Origin of the sequence: Flavisolibacter nicotianae (genome assembly GCF_003628535.1) — a bacterium.
GTDB lineage: Bacteria > Bacteroidota > Bacteroidia > Chitinophagales > Chitinophagaceae > Flavisolibacter > Flavisolibacter nicotianae.
Genome location: NZ_RBCI01000004.1, coordinates 236,819 through 262,121, shown reverse-complemented (window position 1 = coordinate 262,121; position 25,303 = coordinate 236,819). Strand labels below are relative to the sequence as shown.

General features: G+C 50.1%; 11 protein-coding genes. All 11 read right to left on the bottom strand.

Annotation, left to right across the window (positions count from 1 at the left end; translation table 11 throughout):
• Nucleotides 1–107: 107 nt before the first annotated feature.
• Nucleotides 108–2,549 carry an ABC transporter permease gene (locus tag D6024_RS12870; protein ID WP_121355037.1) on the bottom strand — a complete coding sequence of 814 codons (2,442 nt, stop codon included), beginning with the start codon at nucleotides 2,547–2,549 and terminating at the stop codon, nucleotides 108–110.
• Between the two features lie 154 nt (nucleotides 2,550–2,703).
• On the bottom strand, nucleotides 2,704–5,163 hold the full coding sequence (locus D6024_RS12865; protein ID WP_121355036.1) for an ABC transporter permease: 2,460 nt from the start codon (nucleotides 5,161–5,163) through the stop codon (nucleotides 2,704–2,706).
• A 96-nt stretch (nucleotides 5,164–5,259) separates the two neighbouring features.
• Nucleotides 5,260–7,353, bottom strand: a complete 2,094-nt coding sequence (locus D6024_RS12860) for an ABC transporter permease (protein ID WP_205573275.1) — start codon at nucleotides 7,351–7,353, stop codon at nucleotides 5,260–5,262.
• A gap of 17 nt (nucleotides 7,354–7,370) precedes the next feature.
• Nucleotides 7,371–7,616: an ABC transporter permease gene (locus D6024_RS27040; RefSeq protein ID WP_205573274.1), complete on the bottom strand. Its 246-nt coding sequence runs from the start codon at nucleotides 7,614–7,616 to the stop codon at nucleotides 7,371–7,373.
• 108 nt (nucleotides 7,617–7,724) lie between these two features.
• The gene (locus D6024_RS12855) at nucleotides 7,725–10,082 is read right to left on the bottom strand and encodes an ABC transporter permease (protein WP_121355035.1); all 2,358 of its coding nucleotides are present in this window, start codon (nucleotides 10,080–10,082) and stop codon (nucleotides 7,725–7,727) included.
• A gap of 95 nt (nucleotides 10,083–10,177) precedes the next feature.
• A complete protein-coding gene (locus D6024_RS12850; RefSeq protein WP_121355034.1) occupies nucleotides 10,178–12,616 on the bottom strand; it encodes an ABC transporter permease in 2,439 nt (812 codons plus the stop codon).
• 386 nt (nucleotides 12,617–13,002) lie between these two features.
• Nucleotides 13,003–15,426, bottom strand: a complete 2,424-nt coding sequence (locus tag D6024_RS12840; RefSeq protein ID WP_121355032.1) for an ABC transporter permease — start codon at nucleotides 15,424–15,426, stop codon at nucleotides 13,003–13,005.
• A gap of 10 nt (nucleotides 15,427–15,436) precedes the next feature.
• Nucleotides 15,437–17,854 carry an ABC transporter permease gene (locus D6024_RS12835; protein ID WP_121355031.1) on the bottom strand — a complete coding sequence of 806 codons (2,418 nt, stop codon included), beginning with the start codon at nucleotides 17,852–17,854 and terminating at the stop codon, nucleotides 15,437–15,439.
• An 11-nt stretch (nucleotides 17,855–17,865) separates the two neighbouring features.
• Nucleotides 17,866–20,229 carry an ABC transporter permease gene (locus D6024_RS12830; protein ID WP_121355030.1) on the bottom strand — a complete coding sequence of 788 codons (2,364 nt, stop codon included), beginning with the start codon at nucleotides 20,227–20,229 and terminating at the stop codon, nucleotides 17,866–17,868.
• Between the two features lie 72 nt (nucleotides 20,230–20,301).
• Entirely contained in the window at nucleotides 20,302–22,752 is a 2,451-nt protein-coding gene (locus D6024_RS12825) for an ABC transporter permease (protein ID WP_121355029.1), read from the bottom strand.
• 68 nt (nucleotides 22,753–22,820) lie between these two features.
• Complete coding sequence (locus tag D6024_RS12820; RefSeq protein WP_121355028.1) at nucleotides 22,821–25,244, bottom strand: ABC transporter permease; 2,424 nt, start codon at nucleotides 25,242–25,244, stop codon at nucleotides 22,821–22,823.
• Between the last annotated feature and the right edge of the window lie 59 nt (nucleotides 25,245–25,303).

The following is a 25,303-nucleotide window of genomic DNA, read 5'->3' as shown; positions in this document are numbered from 1 at the left end:
TGTTCGTTTTTGATACACCCGATGTACGAATTCGGGCTGGCGGTATGTAGTGGTGAATGGTGAATAACGAAGACAAATTATAGAAAACGAGTTTTCCGTTGACCATTCTATTCCGTTCGTAAATTCTTCGCGGGGTTAGCCACCGCCGATTTCAGGGCCTGTGAGCCAATCGTTACAAAAGCAACAAGAAGGGCCACCACGCCGGTCAGGATGAATACCCACCAGCCGATGGAAATGCGGTAGGCATACTCCTGCAAAAATTTGTGCATCAGCAGCCAGGCAAGCGGTGATGCAATGACAAACGCGATCAGCACCAGCTTTAGAAAATCTTTTGAAAGAAGCGTCACGATCGAAGAAACGGAAGCACCCAACACTTTGCGGATGCCGATCTCTTTCGTACGATTGACAGCCGTGAGCGCCGCCAGTCCAAACAAGCCTAGGCAGGCAAGGAAAATGCAAATGCCACCGGCCCAGCCGGCCACCCGGCTCCACCGTTCTTCGAAAACATAAAACCGGTTCATGTCTTCGTCCAGGAAACTATAACGAAGCGGGAATTCAGGAGCGAGTTTTTTCCACGCCGCCTGCAGAAAGGCCAGCGCAGTGGAAGGATCGCCGCTACGCAGTCGGATGTAAAATTTCGTGGGCTGCAATTGCGGCGGCTGGAAAAACATTTGTGGCCGCACTTCCTGTTTCAGGCTGGCATAGTTGAAATTCCGCACCACGCCAATGATCCGGCGGGAAATCAACTGGTCGCCAAAGCGCCGCTCCTTCAATTCAGCGCCGACAGCCGTGGAAAGTGTCAGGCCAAAATCCTTCAGCAGGGCTTCGTTGGCAATAATGGCGTCTACTGTATCCGTCGTCAGTTCCGGGTTAAAATCGCGACCTGCGAGCAGTTGCATCTTCATCGTCTTCAGGAAGCCCGCATCAACGGGGTACATGATCACGCCTTTTGTTTCGCCTTCGTACTGAAACCCGGTGCCCATCAGGCCTTTCCCTTCGCCCATGCCCATTTCCGAAGCGGAGATACCGGCGAAGGCCGTATTCGAAAGCACCATCTGCCTGAACAGCGGGTAGATCTTTTTTGCATCGGTGCCGTCGGCATCCACCACCAACACATTTTCTTTTTGAAACCCGATGTTCTGCGTCCGCAAAAACTTCAGTTGCTGCAGCAGCACCAGCGTTGAAATGATCAGGACAATCGACAGGACAAACTGGAAAGACACCAACGATTTGGTAAAAAGGTTGGACCCGCCCAACCGGATCTTGTTCTTGATGGCCTCAATGGGTCGGAAGGACGACAACACAAAGGCCGGGTAGATGCCGGCGAACAAACCGGTCAGCAAGGTCAGCGCCAGCAACAGCCACAATAGCTGCGGAAACTGCGAAAAGGAAAAATGCAGTTCGCGACCTGCGAGCTGATTGAAGAAAGGCAGCAACAGCATCGCCAGTACGCAGCCGAGGATCACGGCAAAAACACTCAGTAAAATGGATTCGGTCAAAAACTGTCCAATGAGTTGCCCCCGCCTGCTGCCCGTCACTTTTTTAATGCCCACTTCCTTGGCCCGGGCAGAGGAGCGGCCAATGGCAATGGTGGTGAAATTGATACAGGCAATGATAAGAATGGCCGATGCGATGGCGATCAGGATCCAGATGATCTTAGGGTCGATGGTGTCGGAAGGACCGCCAATGGCCGGGTTGGTATGAACGTCTTTCAACGGCTGCAGGAGAAAGCGGACGGGAAAAGGACCTTTGCCGTCCCAAACGCCCATCTTTTTTAGTTCCTCTTCCTCGCCGGGCATGTGACTGCGCCGGAACTGCGCCAGCCGTCCCGCATCCTGCGCCAGGTTTGACTTTGAATCGAGCAGCAGGTAGGTTTCGCTGCCAATGGTCATGTGCCAGTTACCATCGCTTTGACGGCCCATGTCCGAAGCCATCAGGTAGGCATAACTGCCCAAAATGCTATAGCGGATCGAAGAATTGGACGGAATATCTTCCGTGACGGCACCCACCACAAAGGGCTCGTACTGCTCTCCCATTTTGATGTCGACGCGGCTGCCAACAACATCCGTTCTGCCAAAAAGCTGGATGGCCTTTTCTTTTGTCAGCACCACCGTTTGTTTATCGTTCAGCGCAGTAAATGCATCGCCGGCGATCGTTTTAAAACTGAACATTTTGAACAGTTGCGGATCGGCAAAGGAAATCTTGCTGCGGGTCACGTCGTTGTTCACCCGGACAAACTTGTCGTCAAACCCTGCCTGGATCCGGGCATACGCTTTCACATCGCTGAAATCTGCTTTAATGGCGGGGCCAAGCGGCGTACCGCCAAAGGCATCGCCGCCCTGCCGTTCGGGTGTCTGTATCCATTCGGCAACCCGATAGATATTCGCGGCATTTTGGTGAAAGCGGTCGTAGGTAAATTCATGCACGGCAAAAAGCAGGAAGAGCACAAAGCAACCCAGCCCGATCGACAGGCCGCTGATATTGATAAAGGACAGCACCTTTTGCTTGGCAAGGTTGCGAAACGCGATTTTTAAATTGTGGAAGAACATCGTTTTAATTTATGGTCAGCAATGAAGTTTGATTAGACGACGATTTCTTACAACAGGTAACACGTGTATAGTGAATGGTCGATGGCTAATGGCGAACAGAGACTTTTCTGCTCATCACTCATCATACACGGCTGAACTTGTCGTTCGGATTGCCTTACTCCGAGCGGAGGTTTTTTACCGGGTTCGAGAAAGCAGCTTTCAGCGACTGAAAACTGATCGTGAGCAGAGCGATCACCACGGCCACAACGGCCGCCATCACAAATACCCACCAGCTGATGTTTACCCTGTACGCGAAATCCTGCAGCCACTTGTGCATCCCCAGCCAGGCCACCGGTAAACCGATCAGGGACGTAACCAGCACCAGCTTGAGAAAATCCTTTGAAAGCATGTTCACGATATTGGACGCCGTTGCTCCCAATACCTTCCGGATACTGATCTCCCGTGTACGTTGCTGCGTGGTGTAGGCTACCAGGCCAAGAAGCCCGATACAGGCAATGAAGATGGCCAGCGACGAAAACACGGTAAAGATCTTTTGCGTGGTTTGCTCGGCCAGGTACTGATCGGCCAGTGTCTGGTCAAAAAAGTTGTAGTGAAAGGGACGGTCCTTGACAAACTCACGCCACTTGTTTTCAATGTCTTCAACGGCGGCTTTAAAGTTGTCCGCTTTCACCCGCACGGCCATGAGGTTGTTTGCCCCATTGCCTCTTGCCGAATTGGTGATCACCAGCGGTGAAATTTTTTGGTGCAGCGACTGGAAATGAAAATCATTTAAAACCCCGGCCACGGTATACACATAAGGCTTGCCGTCAGGTGCGTTGAAAAACCCATCGGGGGTGGTTAGTCGTGCGCCAACAGGATTGGCGCCGAGGCCCAGTTCCTGAACAGCCTTTTCGTTCAGCACCACCGAAAGCGAATCGGTGCCGAATTCTTTGGAGAAAAACCGGCCTTCTTTCAAGGCAAGTCCCAGCGTTTTCGCAAAATTTTCGTCAACGACAAGCCCCCGCCCCGTCAGTGTTTCCTTGGCATTTTCTTTCTGCCAGCTGGTGCCGAAAAAGTTTTGCGTTCCCGGCATCGCCGACGTGCCGGTTATCATCTCCACGCCGGGGATTTTCAGCAGCTCTGTCTTGAACGATTCCGTTCGCCTGTCCAAAAGGTCGGCACGTTCGATAATGATGATGTGGTCTTTGCGAAAGCCTAATCGGTCGCCCAGCATGTACCGCATTTGCTGGTTCACTACAATGGCGGCGATGATCAGGATTACCGAAATGGCAAACTGGAAAACCACCAGCCCGTTGCGTAACACAAGGCCTTTTTTGTTTGATTTGAATCGTCCTTTCAGGACTTCAATGGGCTGAAACGATGACAGGACAAAGGCAGGATACAGGCCGGCCACCACGCCTACCAAAATGGCAAAAACAACCAGCACGAGCAGGAACAACGGCTGCACAAGGTAACTATGCGTTAAATTCTTCCCGGATACCTGGTTGAAAAGCGGCAGCAAAATAAACATCAGGCCAATCGCCAGCAACAAGGCAAACAGGGCCAATACCACCGACTCGACCAGGAACTGGATGATCAGCGCATTTTTCTCCGAACCGAATGTCTTTCGAATGCCCACTTCTTTGGCCCGTTCAACGGATCGTGCCGTCGAAAGATTGATAAAATTGATACAGGCAAGAAAGAGAATGAACACTGCGATCACACCAAAAATATACACCGACGCCAGGCTGCCGTTGGGACTCAGCTCGGCCTCGAGGTCAGAGATGAGGTGAATTTTTTGCAGCGGCTGCAGGTAGTAATGATAGCCGTTACCGGCTTTTTTAAAGTCCTGGTAACTCTGGTTGAAGGCCTGCTCGATGGCTCCCGATACGTATTTTTCAACAACGAGAGGCAGCTTGGATTCCAGTGCTTTTGGATTCGCATGGGGCGAGAGCAGCAGGTAGGTATGGGCCGCGAAGCCGGTGTGATTCGGTTGCCGGATAAAGGGAAAGCCACTCACGGAGAGCAACAGGTCAAACGTAAAATGTGAATTCCCGGGCCAGTCTTTACAAACGCCGGTAACCAGGAACGTGTTGTTGCCGTCGCCGTCTGTTTGAAACTGCTTGCCCATCGCGGCATCTGCGGAGCCGTAAATCTTTTTGGCAGCGCTTTCGCTTAGCACCACGGCATTCTGCTGCTGCAGGGCCGTTGCCGGGTTGCCAACGAGGAACGTACCGGTAAATACTCGGAAGAAGTTGGAGTCAACCGCCAGGACCTTTTTTTCTTCAAACGTCTTGTCGCCCACACGCATGAAAAAATTACCGATGCCGCCCGTAAAGTTGAACACCCGGGTCACTTCCTGCACCTCGGGAAACTCTTTCTGGATAGCCGGGCCGATGGACTGCGGGATCATCGAATACGAAGTTGACCGTCCCGGGTAAATACGGTCAAATACCACGCGGTAAATGGAATCGCCTTTCTCGTTGTGCCGGTCGTAGCCGAGCTCACTTTTCACGAACAGCACGATCAGCAAACAAACGGCCATCCCGGTTGCCAGGCCCAGGATGTTGATGAGGCTATAGCCTTTGCGTTTGAGAAGGCTCCGGAGAGCAACCCTGAAATAATTTTTCAGCATAGAAAAGATTTAGGTAATGATGCCGGTTTACAACCTTTCTTGTTTACCCCCACTGTCCGATCAACCAATTCGTTTTTTTCCCTTTTAAAATGAACGTTATTCCGTCCGTAAACTTTTTACCGGGTTTACAAAGGCTGCCTTGATGGCCTGGAGACTTACGGTCAGCAGCGCAATCATCATTGCTGCCGAACCCGCCAGCGCAAACATCCACCAGGAAAGATTCACCCGGTACGCATAATCAAGCAACCAGCTGTTCATAAAATACCAGGCAAGTGGCGAGGCAATCAACAGCGCCAGCAGAACCAGTACGATGAATTCCTTCGACAGCAGTTGAAACAACGACCGGGCACTCGCACCCAGGACCTTTCTGATGCCAAACTCCCTGGTACGTTGCTCGGCCGTGAACATGGCCAAACCCAACAGTCCAAGACAGGAAATAAAAATGGCCAGGAAGGCAAACGCGTTGGAAAGTTTGCCCACCAGTTTCTCGCTGGTATATAGCTTTTGATAGTCATCGTCCGAAAAAGAATAGGTGAAAGGAAATTTCGGGTTCAGTTCCTTACTGATGCGTTCAAGGCTGGCCAGGGCCTCTCTTGTCTTGCCGCGTTCTGTGCGGACCAGCACACGTCCATAATCGGCGGTTTCGCCAAGACGAAGGACAATCGGACGGATGGGATCGTGCAAGGAACTGAAATGACAGTCCTTGATGACGCCAATGATCATTCCGGGCATCTGCCAGAAGACCAGCTTTTTACCAACCGGATCTTTGTACCCGATCAGTTTCAAGGCTGTTTCGTTGATGATGTAACCAGCCGAATCGGTCGGAAAATCCTTTGAAAAATCCCTGCCCTGCACCAGTGGTATTTTCAATGTTCCGGTGAAATCATAACCCACTGCGGCTTGTGCAAACTGCACCATGGAGGTCGGATCTTTACCCTCCCACTGCACACCACCCGTAGCGTTGCTGATGTTGGTCGGATTATCGGTAATGCGTGATACCTGCTGTATGCCCAGCAGGGCCATCGCCTTGTTTTTAAAAAGCGCATAGTTTTTCAGCAGGTCGCCTTCCAGCGGCACATAGAGTAGATTTTCACGGTCGTAACCAAGATTGATCCGCTGAACATAATCGATTTGCCGGCTCACCACGATGGTACCAATAATGAGAACAATCGACAAAACGAACTGGAAAACCACCAGTCCTTTTCGAAACCACAACGCACCGGTACTGAACCTGATCGTTCCTTTTAAAACGCTGATTGAATTGAATGACGAGAGGTACAAAGCGGGATAACTACCCGAAACAACCCCTGTAAGGAGGATCAGGCCGGCAAAGCCCAGGAGAAAGCGCGGATCTGCAAAAGGAACCGTCAGTTGCTTATGGGTTAGTTCATTGAACAGCGGCATGACCAGGGCCACAAGAACCAATGACACGATCGCCGCCAGGAAAACAAAAAACAGTGCTTCACCAATAAACTGCCGGATCAGGGCGATGCGGAAAGCGCCGACCACTTTTCGTACACCAATTTCCTTGGCCCGCCTCACTGATCGTGCAGTAGTAAGATTCATGAAGTTGATGCAGGCGATCAGCAAAATGAAAATGGCGATGACACTAAATAACCGTACATACTGAATTCGTCCGCCGGAAAGTTCGCCGTCTTTGAAAGTTGAATGCAGGTACACGTCGCCAAACGGTTGCAAATCGAGACGGACCTTAAAATTGGGTTCCTTGAAATAGTTTTCAATGAAGGCGGTGATCTTTTTGGCAAAGGCTTTCGCATCCGTTCCTTCCCGGAGTACGAGATAGGTTTCCGGCGCATTGTTGCCCCAGTCTTTTGCCCACTCATTTTCGTTCAAAAATTCTTCCCAGTTGAGGAGATAGTCAAATTTTAGCGAGCTGCTGGACGGCACATTGTCAAAAACAGCCGTCACTTTAAAATCTTTTTTGTTTTGAAAACGGATGGTTTGGCCGTAGGCTTTTTCTGCCGAGCCAAAGAAATCCTCCGCCATCTTTTTCGATAAGGCGATGGCAAGCGGTTCCTCCAAGGCTGTTTCCGCCCTGCCTTTCAACAAGGGGAAACTGAACATGCGAAAGAAATCCTCACCGCCGTAGTTTCCTCCTTCTTTGATGATCTTGTTGTTCGCCTCGAACGTCGCCTCTTTGTTCCAGGCATAGCCAGCGGCAAATTTCACCTCCGGGTACACCTTTTTCAGTTCCTGTGCCCCGGCGTGTTGTGGTTGGCGAAGACCGTTCCGTCGTGGTACTGCCGTTCAAAAATGCTGTACAACTGCGGACTGTTTTGATGAAACCTATCGATGCTGTATTCATCATTCACCCAAAGGAAAATGAGCAAACTGCAAGCGATGCCCAGCGCAAGCCCCAACACGTTGATGGCCGTAAAGGCTTTGTTTCGTTGCATGTTTCGTAAAGCCACCAGAAGATAATTCTTTACCATAACCGGAATTTTGAAAATGGATAAATTGAATGTATCCTCATGTGATCTTGCCTGGCTCGCTCAAGGTTTGTTATTACCTTATCGTTTCATCGGGTTTGTAACCATGTTTTATTCGGTTCGTAAACTTTTCGCCGGGCTTGCCAGTGCGGCCCGCAGGCCGTTGAGCCAAACGATCAGCAGCGTCAAAAACAACACGCTGAAGCAGCTGCCCACAAACAGCCAGATGCTGATGTTGATGTGGTACTCGTAGTTCTGCAGCCAGTTGTTCAGCAGCCACCACGTAATGGGAATGCTGATGAGCGCCGCCAGCAACACCAGGAACAAAAATTCTTTGGAGAGCAGGTAAAGCAGTTGCTGCACGGAAGCGCCCAGCACCTTGCGGATGCCGATCTCTTTGAACCGCTTTTCGATGGTAAAGGAAGCCAGTCCCGAAAGGCCCAGGCAGCAAATGAAAATAGCAAGGCCTGCAAAGATCTTACTCAGTTTCGAGATCAGGTCTTCGGTGGCAAACTTGCGGTTGAAGTCCTGGTCCACGAAGGTGTACTCGAACGGATATTCCGGGTTGTACTGCTTGAAAACGCTTTCAATTTTTGGCAGGGCCGCCTGAGGTTTCACGCCGTCGCGCAGGCGAAGCACATAAAAGCCGCCCCGGGCCTTGTCCAACATCATCATCATTGGCATCACGGGTGCATACGGCGATCCCATGACCACATCGTCTGTTACACCTACCACGGTGTAATCCCGGTTGCCGTAGCGCATGCTCATCCCCACCGGGTCGGCAAGTTGCATAATCTTCACAGCAGATTTATTCAGCAGCATTGCGTTGGAATCCACGGGTGCCGTGGTAAAATCACGGCCCTGGGTAATGCGTGCCCTCGTGGTGCCGGCAAAGGCCACATCGGTACGCATGGCTGTCATCACCAGGTTTGTTCCCTGTGGTTTACCCTTCCAGTCAGGCGCCGGTGTGAAATTCCAGATGGCCGTGATGGGCGATGACGTGCGGGTAATAGAAGCCACCATGCCTGATTGCAGCAGCTCGTTTTTGATGATCTCCGCGTTTTTGTTGGCGTCTTGCGACGACGGGATCTGCAGCAGGTTGGCCGGGTTGTAGCCAAGATCGCGGTTTTTGACATGCTGAATTTGCTGGTAAACCAAGATTGTAGAGGAAATCAGCAGTACCGAAATGCCAAACTGCAGCACCACCAACACCTTCCTTGGAAGGGCCGCATTTTTACCCGGAAGAAACGTTCCTTTCAAAACTTTTACAGGATTGAACGAAGACAGGTAAAGCGCCGGGTAGCTGCCTGCAATCAGGCCTGTCAGCAAGATCATCACCAGCGATGCCGCTAAAAATTTCGGGTCAAACACGTTCAGTGAAAGCTGTTTTTCCACCAATGTATTGAACAGAGGCAGCAGGGTGTAAACATCCAGTACCGACAACAAAAACGATAGCAAGGCAAAGATGAGCGACTCGCTGTAGAACTGCCAAATCAACTGTCTGCGTTCGGAGCCGAGCGTTTTGCGAATGCCCACTTCCTTGGCCCGCTTTTCCGATTTGGCGGTAGAAAGGTTCATGAAATTGACGCAGGCGATAACCAGGATAATGATGGCGATAATGGTAAACAGCTTCACGTAGGAAATCAACCCACCAGTATTCACCCCGTTTTTAAAATCGCTGTAGAGCCGCCATTTGTCCATCGGGTGAAGAAAGAATTCGAATTTGGCGCCACCGGTGGTTTTGCTGTTCATGAACGCCGTGATCTTTTTATTCAGCCCCGGGATATTGGTGCCCGGTTGCACTTCCACGATGGTCTCGGTAAAAGAGTTCACCCAATCGGTAGCCGCCTGCTTTTCAAAATCACCGCTTGGGTTGAAGGAAGTTAAAAAGCTAAACTGGAAGCTTGAATTCGATGGCGGATCCTGCACTACGGCCGAAACGGTTTTCAGGGCCTGGTTGTCGAACTTCACCATTTTGCCCAGGGGCTCCTCGCTTCCAAAAAGCGATTTTGCCATAGACGCGGTGATCACGATGTTTTCCGGATTGCTAAACGCCGTTGCCGCATTCCCTTTCACAAATTTCCACTGGAACATGTTGAGAAAACCACTGATGGTATTGTAGCCACGCTTTTTGACGATCGTTTCGTTGAACTTCAATACATGGTCTCCGCCATAATCATCCACCGCGGCATTTTTGACCTCCGGAAAATTCGCCTTCAGGGCTTCGGCCGTCGGGTAAGGCGACGCAACATCGGTGGTGATCTCACCGTTGAAATTGCGGTTCACCAACAAGCGGTAAACGTTGCTGTGATTGGAATGAAACCTGTCCCAGCTCCGTTCGTCCTGCACCCACAGCAGAATGAGGATGGTACAGGTCATACCGATGGTTAGTCCTAACAGATTGGTGACGGAGAAAGCCGTGTTCTTCCAAATATTCCTCCAGGCAATTTTCAAATACGAACGAAACATAGTTTTTTATTTACGAATTATAAAAGTGATCAGCAATCAGTTTTTAGCTATACCAAATATCTCAATATCCAATATCCAATATCCCGCTCTTTCTCCTACTCTGTTCTCAAGTTCTTCACCGGGTTGGCCAGCGCTGCCCTAATGGCCTGCGAGCCAACCGTAAGCAGGGCGATCACCACGGCCATGATCGCCGCCAGGGCAAAGATCCACCAGCCGATGGCCGTGCGGTAGGCAAAGTCCTGCAGCCACTTGTTCATGATCCACCACGAAACCGGGAAGGCAATCACCGGAGCGAGAAGGACCAGTTTTAAAAAGTCTTTCGAGAGCATGGAAACCAGGTTCGTTACCGTTGCTCCCAGGACCTTGCGGATACCGATCTCTTTGATTCGCTGTTCGGCCGTAAACATCGCAAGGCCAAGAAGGCCAAGACAGGCGATGAGGATGGCGATCACCGCAAGGCTTAAGCCCAGTTTCCCGGTGCGCTGCTCCACCTTGTACATGCTGTTGAAGGCGTCATCGAGGAACTGGTAGCTGAACGGCATGCCCGGCGCCATGGCTTTCCATTTTTTTTCGATGGTGCCCAGGAGGGATTTCAGATTGCCCGTCTGCACCTTGAAGGCTGTCACCCACGAGGGGTTGCCCAGCCGCATGCAAAGAGGCCCGATATTTTGCCGTAGCGATTCAAAATGAAAGTCCTTCACCACGCCGATGATGTCGTAAGCGATCAGCCGGTTGCCGGTGATATCCTGGAAATTGCTGTAAAGCTTTTTGCCAATGGGATTGTCGAAGCCAATCAGTTTGGCCGTCGTTTCATTGATGATCACGGCGGAAGAATCGGCGCCGAAATCACGGGAAAAATTTCGTCCTTTCACCAGTTGCATGCCCATCAGGTTCAGGTAGTCGTAGTCGACCTGCCAGGCCTGCATGTTGAAGCCGTTCTTTGCCGTCATCACGGCTTCCGTTGAAAACGTATTGTCGTTGCGTGCCGAACCCTCCACCGGCAGGTAGCCGGCAAACGCAGCGCCGGAAACGCCGCTCAGCTTTGCCACTTCCTGCTTAAAGGCCGTGGCCTGTTCCCGCAGGGCGCCGGTTCCGTTCACGATCAGCACCTGGTCTTTGTTGAAGCCAAGCTGCTTGGTTTGTACATAATTCAACTGGCGGTACACCACGATGGTGCCGATGATCAGGATGATGGACGTGGTGAACTGGAAAACCACCAGGGCACCACGAAGGTTGCTGCGCCGGAAACCCGCATTGAGGCGGCCTTTCAGCACGGCGATGGGCCTGAACGACGACAACAGGAAGGCCGGGTAAGCACCGGCCAGCAGGCCAACGATGAGCGGCAATAGCACAAGGAAAACAACTTGTTTCGATTGGAAAAAATCGGCCAGCGAAAGCTGCTTGCCTGACAGTTCGTTAAACCAGGGCAAACAAACGGCGGCAATGCCGATGGCCAGTGCCGTGGCCAAAAACGAAGTGACGATGGACTCGAGCAGGAACTGCTGGATGAGCGATCGCTTTTCGGAACCCAGTACCTTCCGGATGCCGACCTCCCTTGCCCTCCCGGCGGAACGGGCCGTTGACAGGTTCATGAAATTGATGCAGGCCAGCAACAGAACGAAAATGGCCACGGCCGAAAAAATGTACACGTACTGGATGTTACCATTAACACCCAGTTCCGGAAAGCGGTCGGAGTAAAGATGGATTTTGGTCAGCGGCATCAGGCTGTACGAAAGATTGTTGCCCGCCTTGCGAAATTCATCCATCGAACCAATGTTCATGAACTCCTTGGCCTGCGGTATTACGTACCGGTCAATTACCTGGTTGAAATTCTTTTCAAATGCCCTGTAATCGGTACCGGGTCTTAAGAGAATGTAGGTTTGAAAATTATGGCTGAGGAAATTTCCCATTTGGTAGTCGATGCCCTTCATGGGAAAAATAAAATCAAACTGAAAATGCGAATTGTGCGGAATGTCTTTGATCACGGCCGTGACCTTGTAAATAGTGCTTCGGTTTTCGTCGGTTTCAATTTGCTTTCCCACCACGTCTGTTGTTCCAAAGTATTTCTTCGCCGTTGACTCTGTCAGCACAACCGTGTTGGGTTCATTCAAGGCGGTCTTTGTATTGCCGGCGATAGCCGGAAGGGTAAACACATTGAACAGCGTTGAGTCGGCACGGGCAACATTGTTTTCCCGCAGGTATTCATTTCCTTTCTTTACCATCCGGTAACCGTCGGAGTTGTAAAACCGGACAAATTCTTCCACCTGCGGATAGTCTTTCTTCAAGGTGGCACCCATCGGATCGGAGCAGACGGCAAGCCGCAGGTTGTTGCCACCAAACAACACGTCGGAATTGACCCGGTAGATGCGGTCGGCCTTTTCGTTGAAGCGGTCGTAGCTGAGTTCATCCGCCACGTACATGGCGATCAAAATAAAGCAGGCCAGGCCGGAGGCAAGGCCGATGATATTGATGAAGGAGAAAATCTTGTGCTTCGCCAGATTTCTCCAGGCGACCGTAAAAAAGTTTTTCAACATAAACACGGTTTTATGTTTTCATTTTTCCTCTGCCTGCTGTTTCCAGCATTTTTTCCATGTAAGCACGGCTTTGAAATTTTCAACATAACAACAACGGCATGATGGTGCGCTTTTACCTTTTGACACGAGGCCGTATTTACGAAGTTGAACAGCATGAAAAATGTTTCGGTTTGATGCGTGTTGCTTTGCAGCGATCAGCGACACAATCGATATTGCTGTCTATGCAAACACCCGTTTTGAAACCGAACAATTGTACCACTTCCACAAGAAACTGGGAAGCAAATACTTACTTATCCTGTTCGCTTACGACCCTGTTCGTATTCGCACAAAACTGTCCGTTTTCGATACAGCTTTTTAGCTGCAGGTTTTCGATCCAGGAGCCATCTTTACTCGGTTCGTAAACTCTTGACCGGATTTGATAACGCCGCTTTCATCGACTGATAACTTACAGTTAGAAACGCAATGATAAAGATGGCCACAAACGGGATCATGAAGTAAGACCAATGGATATCAATTCGGAAGGCATAGCCTTGCAACCAACTCAAAACGACATACCATGCCAATGGCACTGCTAAAACAAATGCAATGGCAAGTAGCGACGCAAATTCCTGGTACAACAATTTCAGGATCTGCGGAACGGAAGCTCCCAGTACTTTGCGGATGCCGATCTCTTTTGTGCGCTGAATCGTGGTGAACGAGGCAAGACCGAACAAGCCCAAACAAGCAACGAGGATGGCAAGTGAAGTAAACAGCCCGAATACCTGTCCGAACTTTTGATCGGCCTTGTACTGCTCGTCGAAATGATCATCGAGAAAAAAATATTCAAACGTGTTTCCGGGGAAAAATTGATTCCAGGCTGCTCTTACGTTTTCGATGGTTTGGCTGGCTTTCGATGCCGGTGTTTTAATTGACAGGAAACCCTGCACATCCGGGATCAAGCGAAAGATCAGCGGCTCGAAATCTTCCCGCAAGGATTGCTGGTGGAAATTATCTGCGATACCTACGATCGTGAACTGCTCGCCCCAAAAATCAATCTTTTTCCCCACGGCATCTTCCGGTTTCGCCAAACCCAATTGCTCAAACCCCTTTTTCGTGAAAATAACGGCATGGTCATCACTGCCGTAATCTTTGGAAAAGGGACGACCGGCAATAAGTTTTATGCCGTACAATTTCAGGTAATCGTAATCCACGCCAATAACGCGGTATTGCTTTTGTGTCGATTCGTCGGTACCAACCAGCTTTATCCCTCCAGCATTCCAATCCACCGGTTCGCCGGGAATACTGGTTGAGATGGTGACACCTTTAACGGATGTCTGCTGGCTTAGCGCTTCCTTCAATGCCGTCATGTTTCGCAGATAGGTGGAATCCGTCAGTACCACCGGACGATTTACCACCAGGGTTTGATCGATGTTTATACCCAACGACTGCTTGCGCATGTATTGGATTTGCTGATAAACAGCCAGTGTGCCGATCAATAAAAAGAGGGAGGCCGTAAACTGAAACACTACCAACCCTTTCCTCAGCACAGAACCCTTGGATGTGGTGGTCATTTTTCCTTTCAACACGTCGATCGGTTTGAAACCGGACAAAACAAAGGCAGGATACAATCCCGAAAAGAACGTACCGACAATAAACAAAGCTATCAGGCCAACCCAAAAATCAGACTTCACGAGGAATGAAAAAGAAAGATGCTGACCCGAAAGTTGGTTGAAGCCGGGAATGGCAACGACGACAATGACGAACGCCAGCAACAATGCAAACGCATTCAGCAAGGCCGATTCAGAAAGAAACTGGAAAATTAACTGGCTGCGTTGCGAACCGACTGTTTTCCGAATACCCACTTCCTTTGCCCGGTTGATGGCACGGGCGGTGGCCAGATTGATGTAATTGATCCAGGCGATCACCACGATAAAAAACGCAATGCCCAACAACAGGTAGACCGTCTTGCCATCACCGTTCGGTTCCGGCTCTCCCATGTAGTGCGAGTACAGGTGGATATCGGCGAGCGGCTGCAAAGAATACGTCACGGCAGAATTGTATTTCTTCATGTCGGCTGCAGTGAACTTGTCCACAATCGGCTGAAACTTTTTTTCAACGGCACGGGGATCTGCACCTTTCCGTAACAAAAGATAAGTCAGGCAGCCATCCCACAACCAGGCTGTTTCAGGTCCCTTGCCGGTGGAATCGGTCGTGCGCTTGACAAAGGTGGCATAGGAAAGCAGGATGTCAGGCTTGACCTGCGTATTGGCCGGAGCATCCTTGTACACGGCTGTCACAGTGTAATCGCTGTTGCGGTTCAGGCTAAGGCGTTTGCCAATTACATCAGTGGTACCATACAGTGTCCGGGCTGTTGTTTCAGACAGAGCCGCTGTGAATGGTTCGGTCAATGCCTTGTTGCCATCACCGGCTATCACAGGATAAGTGAAGACGCGAAAGAAAGAACCGCTGGCAAAAAACACCTTCTTTATCTGCACCGGTTGATGGTTGATTTCAGCAATCGCGGCGTTTTTAGAAAGCAGTTTTACATAGTCCTCGATTTCCGGTATTTCCTCCTTGAACGAATTACCAACAGCGTAGGCACCCGCCGCCCACTCGGTACTGAGTTTGCCATTGTCATACCTGTCCTGCTTTACCCGGTAAATACGATCCTTGTTCACCTGGAAATTTTCATAGCTCAATTCGAAGGACACATATTGCAGGATCAAAAGACAGGCAGCCACACCGATTGCCAAACCGATGACGTTTATCAACGAGTAGCCTTTTTGCCGCGTAATGTTTCGCCAGGCTGTTTTGAAGTAGTTTCTGAACATATCGTTTTGTTTATTCGGTTCGTAAACTTTTCACCGGGTTGGCCACCGCGGCCCGAATGGCCTGGAAACTAACCGTGATCAGCGCAACCGTCAGTGCGGCCGCACCTGCCACCACGAACACCCACCAGCCAATGGCAATGCGGTACGAAAAATCGGCCAGCCATTTGTTCATGGCCCACCAGGCCACGGGGAAAGCCAGCAACGACGAAAGCAGCACCAGGCGAACAAAGCTTTTCGACAGCAAACCAAAAATGCTGAGCACTCCGGCACCCAATACTTTGCGTATGCCAATCTCCTTTGTTCGTTGCTCGGCATTGAAAGCGGCCAGTGCAAACAGGCCTAAACAACCCACAACAATCGCCATGAGCGTGAAGATCCAGATCAGGCTTCCCAGCTTTTCTTCGGACTTGTACATGGCGCCATAGGTTTCATCCATGAACTTGTAATCAAGCGGAAATCCCGGGTTGAATTTGTTCCAGGTATCGTTGATGTAGGCAATGGTATTTTTCATATCAGCCGTCCTAAGTTTTACGGCCACTTTGTAGGTAACTGCAGGATAAAGCTGGATCACCGAAGTCGTCACCTTTTCGTGCAGGTTTTTGTAATGAAAGTCCTGCACCACGCCAATCACCTTGCCGATCTTCTGCGGATGAAGCGAGTCGACAGGATTCCATTCATCCCACTTCAACGTTTGCCCCAGGGCTTTTTGCGGTGTGCCAAAGCCCAGTTCTTTTACGGCTGTTTCATTGATGATAAAGGCCTCCCGTTCATCGGTCTTCATTTCGCTGGAGAAATCACGGCCTGCAACCAGTTTCAGGCCAAGGGTTTTCAGGTAATCGGGATCGCCGATAAACACATTGGCAGCGTATTCTTTGTCGCCTTCTTTTCCCGGGACCGTCACACCATCACCGGCAAACTGGTCGCCGGGCAGGCCATAACCCGATGTTACGGATACGACGCCGGAGGATTGCTTCAACGCCTGCTTGAACGTCTCCAGGTTTTTCTCCACATCGCCGCGAATCTGGAAATAAAGCACCTGGTCCTTGTTGAAGCCAAGGTCTTTGGTATTGAGATACTGGATTTGTTTGTACACGACCAGCGAAGAAACAATCAGCAAGGCGGAAAGTGCAAACTGCACGACCACCAGGGCCTGCCGCAGCCAGCCAACATCGCTGCCCGCGAGCTTCATGTTCTTCAAGACTTTGATGGGCTGAAAACCCGAGAGCACCAGCGCCGGGTAAATGCCTGCTAAAATGCCAATCAGCACGCCGCCACCAAGGACCAGCAGAGCCAGCAGCGGATTGGTGACAGGGTTAAATAAAATGTGCTTTCCTGTGAAGCCATTCAATGCTGGTAAAAGCAGTATCGTGGCAACAATGGCAATCAGCATGGCGATCACCGAAAGCAAAACGGTTTCGCCCATATACTGTACCACAAGCTGTTTACGGCCGGCACCCACCACTTTACGAACGCCGATTTCCTTTGCTCTGCGGAAAGAACGGGCCGTTGCCAGGTTGATGAAATTGAAACAGGCAATTACCAACACAAAGAGGGCAATGATGGTCAGACCGGTCACATAGCTTTCATTACCCCTAACGGCATTGTCGAACACAAAATCCGCCGACTTAAGGTGAATGTCGTGCAGTGGCTGAAAGAAAGGCAAAAAGACGCTGCCTTCCTGTTTCAGCGTCGGGTAAATTTCCTTTTTCACATGCGCCTGGAATTTGTCCTGTACCAACCTGGCATCGGCGCCGGGTTTTAGTTTGACGTAGGTATAGAACTGGTTCCAGGTCCACTTCTCCATCCTTTCTTTGGGAATACCGGCAGAAGAAAGCGACATCAGGTAATGAAAATCCAGGTGAAAATGTTCCGGAAGTTTTGCCAGTACGCCTTTTACTTCAAAGTCGCCTTTGTCGATCTTGAGCGTTTTACCAACGGGGTTCAGGTTGCCGAAATAACGTTTGGCCAGGTCTTCCGTCAATACGATCGTGCCGGGAGCCGTGAGTGCTGTGGCAGGATCGCCGAATAAAAATTTCAGCGGGAAAATTTTGAAAAAAGAGGCTTCCGTGAAAATTCCTTTTTCTTCGTAACCGCTTTTCTCTCCCACTTCCATGAGGAACTTGTCGCCGGACATTAAAATCCGCACGGTTGTGTCTACCTCCGGATATTGCTGCTGCAAAAACGTTGCATAAGCCGGCGGCACCGGTGCCTGCAAACGACGATTGCCATTGTCGACATATTCGTCGTAAAGACGGTACACATTTTCTCCGCCGGGTATGCCCTTGTCAAACTTTTTTTCGTCGTATACAAAAAGCGCTATCACGAGGCAGCCCGTGATGCCAATGGCCAGGCTCAGGATGTTGATAAAGCTAAAGCCTTTGTAGCGGAGCAGATTGCGGATAGCGGTTTTAAAGTAGTTCCTGAACATGGTTGGTGTTTTTATTCTGATCGCAGGTTTTTCACAGGGTTGGCAATCGCTGCCCTGACCGACTGGTAGCTAACGGTGCCGATGGCAATAAGGATGGACGTGAGGCCAGCAGCCACAAACACCCACCACCGGATCTCGACACGGTAAGGATAATCCTGCAGCCATTTGTACATGGCCCACCAGGCAATTGGCGAGGCGATCAGGATGGAAACAATCACCAGCTTTAAAAAGTCTTTGGACGGCAGCGTGGTGATGCCGCCAACCGAGGCGCCTAATACCTTGCGGATGCCGATTTCCTTGACCCGGTTTTCCGCCATGTAGGCCGCCAGGCCAAACAGGCCCAAACAGGAAATAAAGATTGTGAGGGCGGCAAAAAGTGCCGCCAGCGTAGCTGTCCGCTTTTCGTTGTCGAATTTCTTCGCGTATTCCTCGTCCACAAACTTGTAAATGAACGGGAACTCGGGATTGTATTTTTTAAAAATCGCTTCGGCCTTTGCCAGGTTATCGGCCGTTGAACGGGCCTCGTTCAGCTTGATGTGGATGCAATTGAAAAACCCTTTGCTGCCTTCGATGACCATGGGCTTGGTGGGATAAAACGGCGATTGGAGGATAAAGTCTTTGATCACCCCCACGATGTGCCAGTCGATGCCGTTGTCTTTGACGATCTGTCCCAGCGGGTCTTTAAAATTCATCACTTTGGCCGCCGACTCGTTGATGATAATACCCGTGGAATCGGTTGGGAATTGCTGCAGGTTAAAATCGCGACCGGCAACAAACTGAAGGCCGGCTGTTTTGGCCAGTCCTTCGTCGGAACAAAAGCGGTCAAAGTCTGTTTTATCGTTCGGGTCTTTGCCTTCCCACTGGAAGCCCCAGCTATCGCTCCAGCCCTGCGTCAGCGGCGCACTGGTTTTGGTCACAGAGGTGGCAATGCCGGATGACAGCAGTTCGGTTTTTACCAGCTGGTAGTTTTTGTCCAGGTCACCGTCGAGGAAGTGATAAACCAGGTTGTTTTTGTTGTAGCCTGTTTCGCGGTCCCTGGCATAATCAATCTGTTGTTTTACGATTATGGTGCAGATGATCAGAATGATGGCAAACGTGAACTGCAGCACCACCAATACCTTTCGGGGCGTGATGAATGCATTGGTTGTTTTGATGGTCCCCTTCAGCACTTTCACGGGGCGGAAAGACGAAAGAAAAAAGGCCGGGTAACTTCCGGCGACCAAGCCGGTGAGCAGCACGAAGGCAAGGCTTGCCAGCCAGAACTCCCAACTACCGTAAGGGATGGACAGCTTTTTATCGGTCAGGCTGTTGAAACCCGGAAGGCTGACCTGCACAAGAAGAAGGGCAATGACGCCGGCGATCAGCGAAAGCAAGATGGACTCGCCAATGAACTGAACCACTAGTGCGCCTTTGCGGGCCCCCACCACTTTGCGGATGCCCACTTCCCTTGCCCGTTTTTCGCTGCGTGCCGTACTCAAGTTCATAAAGTTGATACAGGCAATCAACAGGATGAATGCCGCAATGATCCCAAAAAGTTGTACGAAGGTGATGCGACCACCCTCTTCTACTCCATTGGTGAAATTGCCATAGAGGCGCCAGCGGCTCATCGGGTAAAGAAACATTTCCCAGGAAGGGTCTTCCGTTTTGTCGTAACGGACCTTAATTTTTTTAATCTTATTATTGGCCGCATCAATGGTCGCGTTCTCTTTCAGGAGCACAAAGTTGGACACGGAGTTGTTGCCCCAGTATTCATCATCGTTGCCGTTCCTACGCAGGTAAGACCATGGCAGGAGGAATTCAAACTTGAAGCGTGTGTTGGTTGGGATATCTTTCAACACACCGGTAACGGTAAAGTTCTCCTTGTTGTCAAGCTTGACAATTTTTCCAACGGGGTTATCGTCGCCAAACAGTTTTTTTGCCAGCGTTTCCGTTACCACCATCGAGTGCATATCCATCAGCACCGATTTGGGATTGCCCTGCAGCAGCGGAAAGCTAAAGACCTGCAGGAAATTGGAATCAACAATATTGCCCTGTGACTTCAATCGTTTTTCAAGGTAGGTCAGCAGGTAGTTGTTGGGCCATTCGGCGCGGGTAGCCTGTTCTATTTCGGGCACATCCTGCTGCACGTATTTGGCCAGCACCTTGGGCGTGGTGTTCCAGCACTGTAGCTTGCCGCTGAAGGTTGCCTTGTTCCATACCTGGTAAATGCGGGCTTTTTTTTCATGGAAGTCGTCGTAGTGCACCTCGCTCAGTATCCACAGGATAATGAGAACAGCACTGGCCATACCCACCGCCAGGCCGGAGATGTTGATAAAGGAAAACCCTTTATGCCGAAGCAGGTTACGAACGGCAATTTTGAAATAGTTGCGGAACATTTGTAAGCGTTTAAATTCGTAATGACTGTTGGTTTACGTCCACTCACCGTTCACAACTCACCGATCAACTCTTTACTCTGTGCGTAGATTTTTTACGGGATTTGTCAGTGCTGCCTTTACCGCCTGGAAGCTGACCGTGATGAGCGCAATGACAAGTGCCGTAACACCGGTTGTTGCAAATACCCACCAGCCGATTGAGGTGCGATAAGCGAAATCTTCCAGCCATTTGTTCATCACAAACCAGGCAATGGGCGACGCAATGACTAGAGCGATCAGCACCAGCCGCACAAACTCTTTCGATAGCAAACCCACAAGGCTGGAAACACTGGCACCCAGCACTTTCCGTATCCCGATCTCTTTGATCCGCTGTTCGGCACTGAACGTTGCCAGGCCAAACAATCCCAGGCAGGAGATCAGGATAGCAATTATGGTAAAGCTGTCCACCATTCCCTGCAACTTGTTTTCACCATCATAGTTTTTCTGGAAGTCTTCATCCATGAAACTGTATTCAAACGGCTCGTTGGGATTCAATTTGTGCCAGCTTGCGCCAATGTTTTTCAACAAGGAAGAAAGATTGCCGGTGTTGGCATGTACAACAAGATAGTTGTACGAAGTCCGGTTGTTCAGGAAAAAGCCATAGGGTAAAATGGGCACCCGCAGGTCCTGGAAATGAAAGTCTTTTACAACGCCAACGATAGGGAAACGATGGGTTTCACCACGCCAGTCGAAGAGCAGGGTCTTGCCTACCGCGTCACCAGCAGAGGCAAAACCAAGTTGTTTGATTGCTTCAGCGTTCACGATAATCCGTTCGGCTGTATCGCCGGGAAATTGTTCCGAGAACAGGCGGCCGGCCAGCGGCTTGATATCGAGTGTCTGCAAAAAATTTTCATCGATAGTATTGAGGAAGACATCTTTTTGGTCATCCAGGCTTTGGCCTTCTTTTCGCATCAATATATCGCTGGGATTCATAATGCCGGGATAGTAAAAACTAGCGCCTACCTGCAACACACCGTCGTTGCGTTTTACCTCATTTTTTAAAGCGGTGTAAATATTTTTGGACGTGTTGCTGCGTAGTGGAATCACAATCTGCTGGTCTTTGCTGAAGCCAAGATCCTTTGTTTGCATGTAGCGCATCTGGTTGCCGATCACCACGGCCGCAATAATGAGAACAACGGAAATCATAAACTGGAAAACCACCAACCCCTTTCGCAAGGCCAGTGTTGCCATAGAGTTGGAAAAGCGGCTTTTCAGAACCTTGATCGGCTTGAAGGAAGAAAGATAAAAGGCAGGGTAACTGCCGGCAAACAAGCCGGTAAGAAGTGCCAGGCAAAAAAAGCCGGCCAGCAGCGGAACGTGTTCCGGTAGCGAAAATTGCAGCTCTCTGCCAGAGACAAAGGAGAACCCTGGCAACAAAAGCAGGGCAAACACGATAGCCAGCAAGAAAGCAATCAAACTCATGACGATTGATTCACCCATAAATTGTTTGATAAGCGACGACCGGTCCGCACCCAACACCTTGCGTACGCCCACTTCTGCTGAACGCTTCGACGACCGGGCAGTGGACAGGTTCATGAAGTTGATGCATGCGATGAGCAAGGTAAATAACGCAATGGAGCCAAGCACATACAAAGAGGTCATACTTCCAACCGGCGTGATGTTGGCCTTCATGTTTGAGTGCAAATGCATATCTGTGACAGGAAGCAGGAACTGTGATTTGTAATTTTTTGTTGCTTCCATGTCCTTTTTCATGTATTTCTCCACGAACAGTGGAAATTTAGCTTGCAACGAAGCAGCGGTCGCTCCGGGTTTTAAAAGAAAGAACGTGTGAAACATGTTGTTATTCAACATGTCTGTTTGCTGGTTGATAAAGGGCTCCATTCGGCCTCCCCGGATCGACACAAAAAAGCGGGCATCGATCTGCGAAGGCTTTTTGAACGGTTTATAAACGCCAGCGACTGTAAATGTTGTGTCGCCATTGGTATTGCTACTGATCGAGATGGTTTTGTTGAGGGCTGGTTCGTTGCCAAACAGTTTTTTTGCGATCTCCTCGCTTAGTACGACCGTGTTGGGACTTCCAAGTGCCGTGGCCGGGTTCCCTTCTATAAACTGGTAGGAGAACAACTGGAAAAAAGTGGAGTCGGCCATATAGCCCTTGGTCTCATAAAAAGTTTTGGCCGGTCCGTTTTGCGGATTGTATTGCAGCAAGGTTTTGTCTTCCGCGAACAACTTCATAAGCCTTGTTGTTTTTTCAATTTCCGGAAACTCCTGCTGCATGGCTGCAGCCATTGGCGCCGGGCAGTTGGGCGTTCTCTCCGCTTTGCCATCACGGATAAACGTGGTGCCGAGCTGCACCAGGCGGCTTGCATTTTTGTGGTAGCTGTCGTAACTCGTTTCGTGGTAGATGTACAACGAAATCAGCAGGCAGCAGGTCAGGCCGATTGAGAGGCCAAAGACGTTGATGAAGGTAAAGACCTTGTTCTTTTTCAAACTCCGCCAGGCGATTTTCAGGTAATTACGGAACATGTGTCGGTTATTAATTACTGATGATTGATTATTAAACGTCGTTTATTCACTATTCACCATTCACTACTTTATTCCGTTCGCAGGCTCTTCACCGGGTTGGCCGTGGCCGCCTTAATGGCCTGGATACTAATGGTACAAAGCGCCACCACGAAGGCCAGCAAACCGGCCAGCACAAACACCCACCAGGCGATGCTGATGCGGTAGGCGAAGTTGTCGAGCCATTTTTGCATGCCAAACCAGGCCAGCGGCGAGGCGATGATGATGGCAATGGCCACCAGCCAGAAAAACTCTTTCGACACGAGGAACACAATATTGCCGACCGATGCACCCAATACTTTGCGGATACCGATTTCCTTGATCTTTTGTGTCACGATCAGGATCACCATGGCCAGTAATCCCAGACAGGAAAGCACGATGGCAATCACGGCGCAGGAAACAAAAATCTGGGAAAGCTTTTCTTCTTTTTTATATTGGCGATCAATGTTCTCATCGAGGAAGGAGCCTTTGAAATCGCTGTTGGGAAGAATTTGCTTCCAGGTATTTTTTACCAGCTCCATGCTGGCCGGCAGGTTGGCCGAAGCCACTTTGACCAGTGCATAGTGAGCCGGGAAATCCTTTTCCAGCACAAAGCTCATTGGCTCGATTTTCTTTTGTAATGACTCGTAGTTGAAATCCTTCACCACGCCGATGACGGTTACTGGATGGGCGCTGTCTCTTGCCAGCAGTTGCAACCCTATCACATTTTTTTCCTCCAGTTGTCTGGCCATGGCTTCGTTGATGACCATGGCGTTGCTATCAGTGGGAAAGTCACGGGAGAAATCACGGCCGGCCACCAACTGCAGGTCAAGTGTCTTTACAAAATCATAGCTCACACCAAGCCAGCCCGTAGAGATGCCGCGGTTCTTGTAATCAAAACCAACAGTGGAATGACGAGAGGACCCATCCAACCCGCGGCCAAGATTGTTGTAAATGCCGCTGATGCTTTTGATGGTTGGATAACCGGATAATTTTTCTCGAAGCCTTTCCAGCACCAGCGCCGGGTCCTGGTCGCCTTCGACCGGAACAGAGATCACCTGGGCCCGATTGTAACCAAGCGGCTTGTTTCGGAGGTAATCGATCTGCTGCCAGGAAATAATTGTACAGATCAGCAGCAGGACGGCTATGGAAAACTGCACAACAATCAGTGTGTTCCGGATGCCTTGCGACCGTGCGATGGAAAATTTTCCTTTGAGAATGCTGACGATGTTGACCCTTGAAATCAGCCAGGCCGGGTAGCCACCGGCTACCAGGGTAATCAGGAAAAAACCGGCCAGCACGCCGGCCCAAACAACCGGTGAAAAAAGTACGTCCCGCTCTACGTGCAAAGCAAACAACTGTTTGTAGGGCGGCAGCAAAATATAGGAAAGAACACCACTCACGACCAGGGCAAAAAAGCAAATCAACAAGGCCTCCACCCACAATTGCGCAATGATCTGTCCGCGCAAGGCGCCCAGGGTTTTGCGCAGGCCGATTTCGTGTGAACGGGTAAAGGAACGGCCGATGGTAAGATTGATAAAATTAATGCATGCAATGAGCAGGATCAGCACACCGATGGCCAGCAGAAGGTATAAATAACTCCGGCTAACATTGCCGCCTTCTACGAGCATCGCTGTTTCGGTATGCATATCCTTCAGCGGTAAAAGCCCTAACTGGATGTAGGAGCCATCCGCAGCCGGTTTGGCGCCGTCCCGCTTCAGGCCATTGTAGTCTTCCTTAAAATATTGGTCAAAAAACGCGGCCGTTTTTTTCACCAGCGCATCCGGGGAAGCCCCTTGTTTCAATTGCACATAGGCATTGTGATTCCAGCTTTCCCAGTCATTTATCCTGGCGTTGTAGTTCTCGTCGGTCTCGAAACGGCCAACCATGTCGAACGTGATACTTGAGTTTTCGGGAATGTCGGCCGTGACCCCTGTCACGGTAAAAGGCTTCCACTGGCTGCCAACCTGCATCTGCACAATTTTTCCGATCGGATCTTCCTCCTTGCCGAAGATTGCTGCTGCCGATTTCCTTGTCAGCACAAGACTGTTCAAATCGTTGAGCGCTGTTTGCGGCGAACCTTTCAGGAAGGGAAAAGAGAACATGCGGAAAAAATCAGGATCGGTGATCCGCAGGTTCTGCGTGAGCTGTTTTTCCATATAGCGCACATTCCCGTTCTTGGAAACATACCGGCTGGCGTACTGAATTTCCGGATAGCTTTCTTTCAAGGCGGGTATCATCGGGACCGGCACCGTGGAGGAATTTTGTACACCGTTTACGCGGTAAACTTTGGTGTACACATGATAAAGCTGCTTCCCATTCTCATGAAAGTTGTCGTATGAAAATTCAAAAAATACGCTTAGAAAAAGCAGCAAGGCCGCTGTAAAGGCCACGCACAAACCAACCAGGTTAATGGCCGTATCGACTTTGTGCTTTCCCAAATTCCGCCAGGCTAGTTTTAGATAATTCCGAAACATGATTGTTTTTTAATGCTGAATGTGGAATGAAAAATTTTGATTGGTCCGGAAACACTATT